20 protein-coding genes are annotated in these 11,723 nt (G+C 62.6%); all 20 read left to right on the top strand.

Features of this window, described 5'->3' with window-relative positions; genetic code table 11:
• Positions 1–4: 4 nt before the first annotated feature.
• Entirely contained in the window at positions 5–841 is an 837-nt protein-coding gene (gene rplB, locus AB4Z00_RS13240) for a 50S ribosomal protein L2 (protein WP_132263819.1), read from the top strand.
• Between the two features lie 6 nt (positions 842–847).
• On the top strand, positions 848–1,126 hold the full coding sequence (gene rpsS / locus AB4Z00_RS13235) for a 30S ribosomal protein S19 (protein ID WP_054440312.1): 279 nt from the start codon (positions 848–850) through the stop codon (positions 1,124–1,126).
• Positions 1,126–1,503, top strand: coding sequence for a 50S ribosomal protein L22 (gene rplV / locus AB4Z00_RS13230; protein WP_132263817.1), 378 nt, complete (start codon positions 1,126–1,128; stop codon positions 1,501–1,503). Before rpsS ends, rplV begins: the two co-directional genes overlap by 1 nt.
• A 3-nt stretch (positions 1,504–1,506) precedes the next feature.
• The gene (rpsC, locus tag AB4Z00_RS13225; protein ID WP_132263815.1) at positions 1,507–2,217 is read left to right on the top strand and encodes a 30S ribosomal protein S3; all 711 of its coding nucleotides are present in this window, start codon (positions 1,507–1,509) and stop codon (positions 2,215–2,217) included.
• Positions 2,218–2,222: 5 nt separating this feature from the next.
• Positions 2,223–2,657, top strand: coding sequence for a 50S ribosomal protein L16 (gene rplP / locus AB4Z00_RS13220; RefSeq protein WP_021233439.1), 435 nt, complete (start codon positions 2,223–2,225; stop codon positions 2,655–2,657).
• Between the two features lie 12 nt (positions 2,658–2,669).
• Positions 2,670–2,870: a 50S ribosomal protein L29 gene (gene rpmC / locus AB4Z00_RS13215; protein ID WP_132263813.1), complete on the top strand. Its 201-nt coding sequence runs from the start codon at positions 2,670–2,672 to the stop codon at positions 2,868–2,870.
• A gap of 12 nt (positions 2,871–2,882) precedes the next feature.
• Positions 2,883–3,152: a 30S ribosomal protein S17 gene (rpsQ, locus tag AB4Z00_RS13210; protein ID WP_021233437.1), complete on the top strand. Its 270-nt coding sequence runs from the start codon at positions 2,883–2,885 to the stop codon at positions 3,150–3,152.
• Between the two features lie 161 nt (positions 3,153–3,313).
• Positions 3,314–3,682: a 50S ribosomal protein L14 gene (gene rplN, locus AB4Z00_RS13205; RefSeq protein WP_054440322.1), complete on the top strand. Its 369-nt coding sequence runs from the start codon at positions 3,314–3,316 to the stop codon at positions 3,680–3,682.
• Positions 3,682–3,999 (top strand): 50S ribosomal protein L24, encoded by a 318-nt coding sequence (gene rplX / locus AB4Z00_RS13200; RefSeq protein ID WP_054440323.1) that lies wholly within the window; start codon positions 3,682–3,684, stop codon positions 3,997–3,999. The genes rplN and rplX overlap by 1 nt, the downstream gene beginning before the upstream one ends.
• Entirely contained in the window at positions 3,992–4,573 is a 582-nt protein-coding gene (gene rplE / locus AB4Z00_RS13195; protein WP_021233434.1) for a 50S ribosomal protein L5, read from the top strand. Before rplX ends, rplE begins: the two co-directional genes overlap by 8 nt.
• Before the next feature lie 29 nt (positions 4,574–4,602).
• Entirely contained in the window at positions 4,603–4,908 is a 306-nt protein-coding gene (rpsN, locus tag AB4Z00_RS13190; RefSeq protein WP_132263811.1) for a 30S ribosomal protein S14, read from the top strand.
• A gap of 12 nt (positions 4,909–4,920) precedes the next feature.
• The gene (rpsH, locus tag AB4Z00_RS13185; protein ID WP_132263809.1) at positions 4,921–5,316 is read left to right on the top strand and encodes a 30S ribosomal protein S8; all 396 of its coding nucleotides are present in this window, start codon (positions 4,921–4,923) and stop codon (positions 5,314–5,316) included.
• Positions 5,316–5,849, top strand: a complete 534-nt coding sequence (rplF, locus tag AB4Z00_RS13180; protein ID WP_132263808.1) for a 50S ribosomal protein L6 — start codon at positions 5,316–5,318, stop codon at positions 5,847–5,849. The genes rpsH and rplF overlap by 1 nt, the downstream gene beginning before the upstream one ends.
• Positions 5,849–6,187 carry a 50S ribosomal protein L18 gene (gene rplR, locus AB4Z00_RS13175; protein ID WP_086490045.1) on the top strand — a complete coding sequence of 113 codons (339 nt, stop codon included), beginning with the start codon at positions 5,849–5,851 and terminating at the stop codon, positions 6,185–6,187. Before rplF ends, rplR begins: the two co-directional genes overlap by 1 nt.
• A 2-nt stretch (positions 6,188–6,189) precedes the next feature.
• The gene (gene rpsE / locus AB4Z00_RS13170) at positions 6,190–6,900 is read left to right on the top strand and encodes a 30S ribosomal protein S5 (protein ID WP_132263806.1); all 711 of its coding nucleotides are present in this window, start codon (positions 6,190–6,192) and stop codon (positions 6,898–6,900) included.
• Positions 6,901–6,905: 5 nt separating this feature from the next.
• Positions 6,906–7,082 (top strand): 50S ribosomal protein L30, encoded by a 177-nt coding sequence (rpmD, locus tag AB4Z00_RS13165; protein ID WP_132263804.1) that lies wholly within the window; start codon positions 6,906–6,908, stop codon positions 7,080–7,082.
• A 310-nt stretch (positions 7,083–7,392) separates the two neighbouring features.
• Positions 7,393–8,661, top strand: a complete 1,269-nt coding sequence (locus AB4Z00_RS13160; protein WP_442046281.1) for a hypothetical protein — start codon at positions 7,393–7,395, stop codon at positions 8,659–8,661.
• Between the two features lie 99 nt (positions 8,662–8,760).
• Positions 8,761–9,240, top strand: a complete 480-nt coding sequence (gene rplO, locus AB4Z00_RS13155) for a 50S ribosomal protein L15 (protein WP_314464550.1) — start codon at positions 8,761–8,763, stop codon at positions 9,238–9,240.
• Between the two features lie 247 nt (positions 9,241–9,487).
• Positions 9,488–10,855, top strand: a complete 1,368-nt coding sequence (gene secY, locus AB4Z00_RS13150; RefSeq protein WP_132263799.1) for a preprotein translocase subunit SecY — start codon at positions 9,488–9,490, stop codon at positions 10,853–10,855.
• A gap of 32 nt (positions 10,856–10,887) precedes the next feature.
• Positions 10,888–11,535, top strand: coding sequence for an adenylate kinase (locus tag AB4Z00_RS13145; RefSeq protein ID WP_442046280.1), 648 nt, complete (start codon positions 10,888–10,890; stop codon positions 11,533–11,535).
• The last annotated feature ends 188 nt before the right edge of the window (positions 11,536–11,723 follow it).

The following is an 11,723-nucleotide window of genomic DNA, read 5'->3' as shown; positions in this document are numbered from 1 at the left end:
TCCGATGGCACTTAAGAAGTACAACCCGACCAGCCCCGCCCGCCGCGGCCTGGTCCTCGTCGACAAGTCGTCGCTCTGGAAGGGCAAGCCCCTCAAGGCGCTGACCGAAGGCAAGAGCAAGACCGGCGGCCGCAACAACAAGGGTCATGTCACCTCGCGTGGCATCGCCGGTGGTCACAAGCAGAAGTACCGCTTCATCGACTTCAAGCGTCGTAAGTGGGACATGGAAGCGACCGTGGAGCGGATCGAGTACGATCCCAACCGCACCGCCTTCATCGCGCTCGTGAAGTACACCGACGGTGAACTGACCTACATCATCGCGCCGCAGCGCCTCGCCGTTGGCGATGTCGTTGTTGCCGGCGAAAAGACCGACGTGAAGCCTGGCAACGCCATGCTCCTGTCGCAGATGCCGGTCGGCACGATCTGCCACAACGTCGAGATGAAGCCCGGCAAGGGCGGCCAGATCGCTCGTTCGGCAGGCACGTACGTTCAGGTCGTCGGTCGTGACCGCGGCATGGTCATCGTTCGTCTGAACTCGGGCGAGCAGCGCTACCTGCGTGGCGATTGCATGGGCACCGTTGGCGCCGTGTCGAACCCCGACAACGCCAACCAGACCCTCGCCAAGGCCGGTCGCGGTCGTTGGCTGGGCCGTCGTCCGCTGACCCGCGGTGTTGCCAAGAACCCGGTCGACCACCCGCACGGCGGTGGTGAAGGCCGTACCTCGGGCGGCCGTCACCCGGTCACTCCGTGGGGCAAGCCGACCAAGGGTGCTCGCACTCGCAACAACAAGCAGACGGACAAGATGATCATCCGTTCGCGCCACGCCAAGAAGAAGAGGTAAGACACGATGGCACGTTCCGTCTGGAAAGGCCCCTTCGTCGACCTGTACCTTCTCAAGAAGGCCGAGGTCGCGCAGGATGCCGGCAACCGCGCTGGTCCGATCAAGACCTGGTCGCGTCGCTCCACCATTCTCCCGCAGTTCGTTGGTCTGACCTTCTCGGTCTACAACGGTCACAAGTTCATCCCGGTTTCGGTGAACGAGGACATGGTCGGTCACAAGCTCGGTGAATTCGCGCCTACGCGCACGTTCCCCGGCCACGCCGCCGACAAGAAGGGCAAGCGCTAATGAGCAAGCAGGCAGCACCCCGCCGCGTTGGCGAGAAGGAAGCTCTTGCGGTCGGCACCACCATCCGTGGTTCCGCCCAGAAGCTCAATCTCGTCGCCGCCCTGATCCGTGGCCGCAAGGCCGAGGACGCGATGAACATCCTGACTTTCTCCAAGAAGGCGATGGCTCAGGACGCTCGCAAGATCCTTGCTTCGGCAATCGCGAACGCGGAGAACAACCACAACCTCGACGTCGACGCTCTGGTCGTCGCCGAGGCGTCGGTCGGCAAGTCGATCACCATGAAGCGCTTCCACGCTCGTGGTCGCGGCAAGTCCACCCGCATCCTCAAGCCGTTTTCGCGCCTGCGGATCGTCGTTCGCGAAGTCGAGGAGGCCTGATCCATGGGTCATAAGAGCAATCCGATCGGTCTGCGTCTGCAGATCAACCGTACCTGGGACAGCCGCTGGTTTGCGGAAGGCCGGGACTACGGCAAGCTGCTTGAGGAAGACCTCAAGATCCGCAAGTTCATCATTGACACCGTGCCCCAGGCTGCGGTTTCGAAGGTGGTCATCGAGCGTCCGGCCAAGCTGTGCCGCATCTCGATCTACGCAGCCCGCCCCGGTGTGATCATCGGCAAGAAGGGTGCGGACATCGAGAAGCTGCGCAAGCAGCTTGCGAAGATGACTTCGAGCGAAGTGAAGCTGAACATCGTCGAAATCCGCAAGCCGGAAATCGATTCGAAGCTCGTCGCTCAGGGCATTGCCGATCAGCTGATCCGCCGTGTTGCCTTCCGCCGTGCGATGAAGCGCGCCGTTCAGTCGGCCCTTCGTCTTGGCGCCGAAGGCATCAAGATCACCTGTGGTGGTCGTCTTGGCGGTGCGGAAATCGCGCGTACTGAATGGTACCGTGAAGGCCGCGTGCCGCTTCACACTCTGCGTGCCAACATCGACTATGCCGAAGCCGAGGCGCTGACCGCCTATGGCATCATCGGCATCAAGGTCTGGATCTTCAAGGGCGAAATCCTTGGCCACGACCCGATGGCGCAGGACCGCCTGATGATGGAGGCGCAGACCTCCGGCGTGCGTCCGGCACGCGATGACCGCAGGAACTAAGAGTCATGCTGCAACCGAAGAAGACCAAGTTCCGCAAGGCCTTCAAGGGCCGGATCAAGGGTGATGCCAAGGGTGGCACCGACCTGAACTTCGGCTCGTACGGCCTCAAGGCCCTCGAGCCGGAGCGGATCACCGCCCGCCAGATCGAAGCGGCTCGCCGCGCGATCACGCGTCACATCAAGCGCCAGGGTCGTCTCTGGATCCGCGTCTTCCCCGACGTGCCGGTTTCGAAGAAGCCTGCTGAAGTCCGTCAGGGTAAGGGCAAGGGTTCGGTCGAATACTGGGCGGCCCGCGTCAAGCCCGGCCGTATCCTGTTCGAACTGGACGGCGTCGCTGGCCCGCTCGCAGCCGAGGCTTTCAGCCGCGCTGCGATGAAGCTGCCGATCAAGACCAAGGTCGTGGCTCGCCTCGGCGACACCTCGCACCTTGGCGGCGAGTAAGGAAGTCGAATCATGGCAAACAAGATCGAAGACTTTCGTGCCAAGACCGACGATCAGCTGACTGCTGACCTCGCCGACTTGAAGCGCGAACAGTTCAACCTGCGGTTCCAGGCCGCGACCAGCCAGCTTGAAGCGCCTGCGCGTATCAAGCAGGTGCGTCGTGACATCGCCCGCATCAAGACGCTCCAGGCCGAGCGTTCGGCGCAGGCCTAAGGAGGAAACACGATGCCCAAGCGTATTCTGATCGGGACCGTCGTTTCCGACAAGACCGACAAGACCGTGACCGTACTGGTCGAGCGCAAGGTGAAGCACCCCCTCTACGGGAAGATCATCCGTCGCTCGAAGAAGTACCACGCTCACGACGAAGATAACGCCTTCAAGACCGGCGAACGCGTCCGGATCGAGGAGACGAAGCCCTTCTCGAAGACCAAGACCTGGAAGGTTCTTGACCGTCTTCAGGCGAGCAAGGGTACGGCACTCGAAGCCGAGGTCTAAGGACCTCGGCCTCAAGGCCGGACAAGAGTGTTGACCTTCGCGGGTGAATGCGGCAAATGGCCGCACTTCGCCCGTCGGGGCGACTCGGGCCCCTCGTGGGCCTGTCTTTTTAGGAACTGCCGGACTTGTTCCGGCAAGCCAGTTGAGAAGGACTCGGATCGATGATCCAGATGCAATCCAATCTCGACGTCGCGGACAACAGCGGCGCAAAGCGCGTCCAGTGCATCAAGGTACTGGGTGGCTCCAAGCGTCGTTTCGCAGGCGTCGGCGACATCATCGTGGTGTCGGTGAAGGAGGCGCAGCCCCGCGCTCGCGTCAAGAAGGGCGACGTTCACCGTGCGGTGATCGTGCGTACCCGTAAGGACGTCCGTCGTGCAGACGGTAGCGTTATCCGCTTCGACAGCAACGCGGCGGTGCTCATCAACAAGAACGAGGAGCCGATCGGCACTCGTATCTTTGGCCCCGTCGTTCGCGAGCTGCGCGGCAAGGGCTTCATGAAGATCATCTCGCTCGCTCCGGAGGTGCTGTAATGGCTGCTTCGAAGATCAAGAAGGGTGACGCCGTCGTCGTCCTGTCCGGCAAGGACAAGGGCCGCACCGGCACCGTGCTTCAGGTTCTCCCGAAGGACGGCAAGGTCGTGGTTGAAGGCGTGAACGTCGCAACCCGTCACCGCAAGCCGACCCAGCAGAACCCGCAGGGCGGCATCGAGCGCATTCCGGCCCCGATGGCTATCAGCAAGATTGCTGTTGCCGACAAGGACGGCAAGCCGACGCGCGTTCGCTTCGAAACCAAGGACGGCAAGAAGGTCCGCGTGGCCGTGAAGTCCGGGGAGACCATCGATGGCTGAGAAGTATACTCCGCGTCTGCGCTCGAAGTACGACGCTGAAATCGCGAAGGCGATGACCGAGAAGTTCGGTTACAAGAACGTGATGGAAGTGCCGAAGATCGAGAAGATCACGCTCAACATGGGCGTCGGCGAGGCCAGCCAGGACAAGAAGAAGGTCCAGACTGCCGCTGCCGAGATGGAAGCCATCGCCGGTCAGAAGCCCGTCGTTACCAAGGCTCGCAAGTCGATCGCGCAGTTCAAGCTGCGTGAAGGCATGCCGATCGGCTGCAAGGTAACGCTGCGTCGTGAGCGCATGTACGAGTTTCTCGATCGTCTCGTCACCATCGCAATGCCCCGCATTCGCGACTTCCGTGGTCTGAACCCGAAGTCGTTCGACGGCCGCGGCAACTACGCGATGGGTCTCAAGGAGCAGATCATCTTCCCGGAGATCAGCTACGACAAGATCGAGAAGGTGCGTGGCATGGACATCATCGTCACCACCACCGCGAAGACCGACGAGGAAGCGCGCGAGCTGCTTCGTCTGTTCGGTTTCCCGTTCCCGGCTGAAGAGTCGGAACAGAAGGAAGCGGCGTGAGCCGCCGCTGAGGAAGAGAGCTTAAGTCCATGGCGAAACTGAGTTCCGTGAACAAGAACGAGCGCCGCAAGCAGCTCGTTAAGAAGTATGCAGGCAAGTACGCGCGCCTGAAGGCAGTGGCCGATGACGAATCGCTCGACGAAACCGAGCGCCTCATCGCCCGCCTGAAGCTGGCCGAGATCCCGCGCAACGGTAACCCCACCCGGGTTCGTAACCGTTGTGCGACCACCGGTCGTCCGCGCGGTTACTACCGCAAGTTCGGTCTGTGCCGCGTCGAGCTGCGCGATCTTGCCAACAAGGGCATGATCCCCGGCGTGACCAAGTCGAGCTGGTAAGGGTACGAAGCAATGGCTATGACCGATCCCCTGGGTGATATGCTCACCCGCATCCGCAACGGACAGCAGGCAAAGAAGGACACCGTCCTCTCGCCGGCTTCCAAGCTTCGTGCCCGTGTGCTCGAAGTGCTTCAGCGCGAAGGCTACATCCGTGGCTTCAGCGACGACGCAACCGGCGCACACCCGCAGCTTCGCATCGAGCTGAAGTACTTCGAAGGCGAGCCCGCCATCAAGCACATCGCTCGCGTCTCCAAGCCTGGCCGCCGCGTCTACTCGGGTTCCAAGGAACTCCCTGTGGTGCGCAACGGTCTCGGCATCACCATCGTCTCGACGCCCAAGGGCGTGCTCTCGGATGCCGAAGCACGTTCGCAGAACGTCGGCGGCGAAGTGCTGGCGGAGGTGTTCTAATGAGCCGCATCGGCAAGAAGCCGGTTGTGATCCCTGGCGGGGTCACTGCCGCCATCGATAACGGTGTCCTCACGGTGAAGGGGCCCAAGGGCGTTCTCACCATGGGTCTGTCCGACCTCGTGACCTACGCGGTCGAGGACGGTTCGATTGCCGTTCAGCCCGCCAACCAGACCAAGGCTGCCCGCAGCCACTGGGGCATGCAGCGCACCCTCGTCTCGAACCTGGTGGAAGGCGTTACCAACGGCTTCTCCAAGGTCCTCGAGATCAAGGGCGTCGGCTACCGAGCAGCAGCTCAGGGCAAGAACCTGAAGCTGCAGCTCGGCTACTCGCACGACGTTGACATCGCTGTGCCGGAAGGCATCGAGGTCAAGACCCCGGACAACACCACGGTCGAGATCTCTGGCGTCGACAAGCAGAAGGTCGGCCAACTCGCGGCCGAAATCCGTCGCTGGCGCAAGCCCGAGCCTTACAAGGGCAAGGGCATCAAGTACCGCGGCGAATTCATCTTCCGCAAGGAAGGGAAGAAGAAGTAATGGCCAAGCTTTCCCTTTTCGAGCGCCGTCGCCGGCGCGTCCGCACCGCCCTCAAGGCCCGTGCGGGTGGTCGTCCCCGTCTGTCGGTGCACCGCACCGGCCGTCACATCTATGCGCAGATCATCGACGACGCGCAGGGTCACACCGTGGCTGCAGCCAACACGCTTGGCGCCAAGGGCACCGATACGGATGCCGCAGTCCGCGTGGGCAAGGAACTCGCCGAGGCCGCCAAGAAGGCGGGCATCACCTCGGTCGTGTTCGATCGTGGCGGTTTCCTCTTCCATGGCCGCGTCAAGGCGCTGGCCGAAGCCGCCCGTGAAGGCGGGCTGGAGTTCTGATCATGGCTGACGAAAACATCAACGAAGCACCGATCGCGGCCGAGCACCCCCAGGGTGGCGACGCGCAGGAGACTCGTGAAGGTCGTGGCCGTGGCCGTGGCCGTGGCGAACGCGGTGAGCGTGGCGGCCGTGGCCGTCGCGACGACCGCCGTGGTGGCCGGAACGAGGAAGAGCAGGGCGAAGAGCTGATTGAAAAGCTCGTCCACATCAACCGCGTTTCGAAGACGGTCAAGGGCGGCAAGCGCTTCGGCTTCGCAGCACTGGTCGTCGTGGGTGACGGCAAGGGCCGCGTAGGCTTTGGCCATGCCAAGGCTCGCGAAGTCCCCGAGGCAATCACGAAGGCCACTGCTTCTGCAAAGAAGAAGATGGTCCGCGTGGCGCTGAAGGAAGGCCGCACGCTTCACCATGACGGTCGGGGCCACTTCGGCGCCGGCAAGGTGAATGTGCGTTCGGCTCCGGCCGGTACCGGCATCATCGCCGGTGGCCCGATGCGCGCCGTGTTCGAGAGCCTCGGCGTCCACGACGTCGTGACCAAGTCGGTCGGTACCTCGAACCCGTACAACATGATCCGCGCTACCTTCGACGCGCTTGTCAACCAGACTTCGCCGAAGTCGGTTGCACAGCGTCGTGGCAAGAAGGTCGCTGACCTGCTTGGTCGCGGTGGTGCCACCGAGGCAGAGGCTGAAGCCGCTGCCGAAGCCATCGTGGAGTAAGTCTCATGGCGAAGATCAAGATCAAGCAGATCGGTTCGCCGATCCGTCGCCCCGAGAGCCAGAAGAAGATCCTCATCGGTCTTGGCCTCGGCAAGATGCACAAGGTCGTCGAACGCGAAGACACCCCGGAAGTCCGTGGTGCGATCGCGAAGCTGCCGCACATGGTTGCGGTGGTCGACTGATCGACTTGCCTCAGGCACGATATTCGGAAAGGCCTCGGTGGAAACACCGGGGCCTTTCTGGTTTTGGCGAAGGGCAGGGCGCTGGGGGGCTATGGAAAGGGCGAGGCTAGACGCGCTCGCGCGAAATCTGTGTGTGGCTGCGTGTCCGGCTCCCCAATCGGTCCTGACTTGTGCTAAGCGCGGCGGGATTTGGATTTCCCCGGGGGATACATTGCTTCGCAGGACCATCGCGGCCTCATCCTTGTGCCTGGCCGCTCTCGCCGTTTCCGGATGCGAGGGCAGCGAACCGAGCGACAACGGCGAAACCTATGTGCAGGAAAGCCCGGCTGCCGAACCGGCCTGTAACGATCCGCTCGCGGATCCGGCGACGCTCGAGCGTGACCGGCTTGCGGATAAGGCGTTGAAGGCGTTGCTAGCCACTGGACAGGCCGATCCCGTTGCAGAAGCGCACAAGGCGGTCGCTTCCGGGGATTTTCGTCTTGTCGCTGCGGTCACGCTGGACGGCATCGACACGACTGAGTTTGGGGCCCAATGCGTGCTTCGCGGCGGTCTTTCGCCCCGCATGGCGCGCGTCGTGACGTATTTCGGCGATGATGCGCTGCCCACGCCGGCTCCCATCCCGATCGCCACGGGCACCGAGGGTGCCGGCGAAGAGGGCGAGGATCCCCTTGGAGATTTCGCACGTACCTTCAACGAGACGCTAATCGCCGATGATGCCTATCCCTATCGTGACGTCTGCCGCGTGGTTCCGGCGGTTGAGGGCGAAGGCAAGTCGGACCAGGCCGTCAAAGACTCCAAGCCGGTAAAGGCCGACAAGAAGGGCGCAAGTGCAAAGCCCGCGGATGCCGCAGCTTCGGGCAAGACGGCGGAGAGGAAGGTCGTGAAGCGTAACGGGCGCGACTATGGCTATGCGAACCTCGGGCCTTTGTCGGAAAGCCCGACACTGGCCGACGCTGCTCGCCGGGGGAATGTCGCTGTGCTTCGCAAGCTGCTGGAGGCGCCCACTGCTGATGCAACCGGCGACGCGCTGGACGGACTGACGACGATCGATTCGCCCGATCTCTTCGGCATGACTCCGCTCGCCTGGGCCATCGCCTATCGCCGCGAGGCGGCCGCGCGATTCCTGCTGTCGCAGCATGCCAGTCCGTCGGGTGCCCAGTGCCAGGCCCTGGTCGATCGCGATTCGCCGATGCAGATCGCGCGGGCGCTGTCCTGGACTGCCTTGGTTCTTCGGATGAAGTCGCTGGTAACGGAGCAGGAATATAACGCGCTTGCGGAAGAGCCGGCGCTTCCGGACGGCAACAAGGCGGCCTTCAACGCAGAACTGGCCAAGCTGGGCGACACCTACGGTACCGTGTTCAACAAGGACACGATGACGCGGCACGAGTTGAAGTTCGCCATCGATGCCAAGGGCAAGATCAAATCTTGCAGTTTTGAGCCAAAAACCGTTTCGACGGCGTTCGACGCCGACATTTGCCGGCTCGGCCGGGAGCAACTGCATTGGAAGCCCGCACGCAACGCCGAAGGGCGAACGATGCCGGGCGATGCGAAGCTGGTGATTCGCATGCGGGGCAGCTGAAGCCGCGACATCGCGGATTCAGGGGTGACAAGGCCGGCCGGTTCGCCTATGGGGCCGCCTTCCCATTAGCGCGACCAAAAGCGAAAGCGAGTGCAGACTATGAAGTTGAACGAAATCCGCGACAACGATGGCGCCCGTCATCGTCGTATCCGCGTCGGCCGTGGCATCGGTTCGGGCAAGGGCAAGACTGCTGGCCGCGGCCAGAAGGGTGCCAAGGCTCGTTCGGGCGTCTCGATCAATGGCTTTGAAGGCGGCCAGATGCCGCTTCACATGCGTCTCCCGAAGCGCGGCTTCAGCAACAAGAAGTTCGCCAAGGACTACGCTGAAGTGAACCTCGGCATGATCCAGAAGGCGATCGAAGCCGGCAAGCTCGACATCTCGGGCGTCGTCGACCACGCTGTTCTCCAGGCAGCCGGCCTGGCCCGTGGCGGTAAGGACGGCGTGCGCCTCCTCGCCAAGGGTGAACTGACCGAGAAGGTCGAGTTCAACGTTGCCGGTGCTTCGAAGAGCGCTGTTGCCGCAGTCGAGAAGGCTGGTGGTTCGGTGATCCTTCCTGCCAAGGAAGCCGCTGAGGCCTGAGGCATCGCAACCGCGATATGCTCATAAAGGGAGGGCGGGCGCCATGCGCTTCGCCCTCTCTTCATTCCAACGGGTGCCTTGACTTGGATCGGCCTTGAACATGGCGGATTCGATGGGGCGCGGGGCGACAGGGCTTCCAGACCCGGTACGAATGTCTATATGAGCGGACCAGAACCGGTGTTCGACAAGCCTTCTTGCAGTCGCTAAGGCTGGACCCGAACCGACTATCGAGGCTTTACAAAACGTCATGGCTTCACGCGCCGACAATATCGCCAGCACTCTGAGCCTGGCCAATTTCTCGAAGGCGACCGAGCTCAAGAACCGCATCTGGTTCACGATCGGCGCCCTGATCGTTTTCCGCTTCCTGAGCTTCGTTCCACTGCCCGGCGTCAATCCGCTGATTCTCTCGCAGCTTTACAGCAAGACCCAGGGCGGCATTCTCGACCTCTTCAACACTTTCTCGGGCGGTTCGCTTTCGCGAATGAGCCTGATTGCGCTCGGCGTGATGCCCTACATCACCAGCTCGATCGTGGTGCAGTTGGCTGCTTCGCTTCACCCGGCGCTGGTGGCGCTGAAGAAGGAAGGCGAAGCCGGGCGCAAGAAACTGAACCAGTACACCCGCTATGGCGCTGTGCTGCTCTGCGCCATCCAGGGCTGGTTCCTGGCCGTCAGCCTGGAGGCTTACGGCGCGTCGAGCGGCCTGCAGGCCGTCGTCGATCCGGGCCTTCTGTTCCGCGTCGGCGCCGTCATCTCGTTGGTCGGCGGCACCATGTTCCTGCTGTGGCTGGGTGAACAGATCACTTCGCGCGGTATCGGTAACGGCGTTTCGCTGATCATCATGGCCGGTATCGTCGCACAGATGCCGACTTTCGCGAGCAACGTAGGGCAGGCCTACAGCGCCGGTGACACGGGCTCGTTCCTGATCATCGCGCTGATCGTGCTGATCGTGGCGATGATCCTGATGATCTGCTTCGCAGAACGCGCACAGCGCCGCCTGCTGATCCAGTATCCCAAGCGCGCCACGCAGCGCGGCATGATGCAGGCGGATCGCAGCCATCTGCCGCTGAAGATCAATACCGCGGGTGTCATCCCGCCGATCTTCGCAAGTTCGCTGCTGCTGCTGCCGCTCACCATCACCCAGTTCGCGGGCAAGTCGCTGAACCCCGAATCGACCTGGGGCAAGATCGTCGTCGCGCTCAACCAGTACCTGGGCCACGGCAAGCCGCTCTACATGCTGCTTTACGCATCGGGCATCATCTTCTTCTCGTTCTTCTACACCGCCGTCGTCTTCAATCCCGAGGAAACGGCCGAGAACCTGAAAAAGAACGGTGGCTTCATTCCCGGCATTCGTCCGGGCAAGAACACCGCGAACTATCTCGATTATGTGCTGACGCGCGTGACCGTGATCGGCGCGATCTACCTGACCATCGTCTGCACCGTTCCCGAGTATTTCCTCTCGATGACCGGTCTGCCGTTGCTGTTCATGGGTGGGACCAGCCTGCTGATCGTCGTCAACGTCACGGTCGACACGATTACTCAGATTCAGTCGCACCTGCTGGCGCACCAGTACGGCGATCTGATCAAGAAGGCGAAACTGAAGGGCCGTATGCGCTGATAGCGCATTCAGGGACACATGAGGGGTAAGGCGTGAATATCATCCTGTTGGGCCCGCCGGGGGCGGGCAAGGGCACCCAGGCGCAGCGTCTGGTCGAACGGCATGGCATGCGCCAGCTCTCGACTGGCGACATGCTGCGCGCCGCCGTAAAGGCGGGCACGCCCACGGGACTTGAAGCCAAGGCCGTAATGGAACGCGGTGAGCTGGTTTCGGACGCCATCGTTTCGGCGCTGATCGGCGACGAACTGGATGCGATGGGTGCCGATACCGGCGCGATCTTCGACGGCTATCCGCGTACCGCCGCGCAGGCGGAATCGCTCGACGCGATTCTTTCCGCTCGTGGCCGCAAGCTCGATCATGTGGTCGAGCTTGAGGTCGACGAAGAGGCGCTGGTCGAGCGGATCACCGGGCGCTTTACTTGCGCGACTTGCGGCAAGGGCTATCACGACACGTTCGAGCGGCCCAAGGTCGACGGCGTCTGCGACAAGTGCGGAGGGACGGAATTCAAGCGTCGCCCGGACGACAATGCAGAAACCGTGCGCACCCGTCTGGCCGAGTACCGCGCCAAGACAGCGCCGATCCTGCCTATCTACGAGGCGCGCGGCATCGTGGCCAAGGTGGATGGCATGGCGGACATGGATCATGTTACCGCTGCCATTGAGGGCGCGCTGAAGACCTGATCCAGGGGATGGCATCGCCCCCCCCCCTCGACCGACAAGAGCTGATCCGACGACAGCCCCGATCCTTTGCCGGTGCGAGCCGCAGAGGGTCGGGGCTTCGTCTTTCCGGCCGAGGGACAGTATGGAAAAGGCGGCCGGTCGGCGACCGGCCCTTCTATGCCAGCGCATCCGCCTGGAACCCGGTCGTT

Origin of the sequence: Novosphingobium sp. YAF33 (assembly GCF_052113265.1) — a bacterium.
Taxonomy (GTDB): domain Bacteria; phylum Pseudomonadota; class Alphaproteobacteria; order Sphingomonadales; family Sphingomonadaceae; genus Novosphingobium.
Note: the sequence above shows the minus strand (reverse complement) of the source record. Positions and strands in the feature narration are given on the sequence as shown.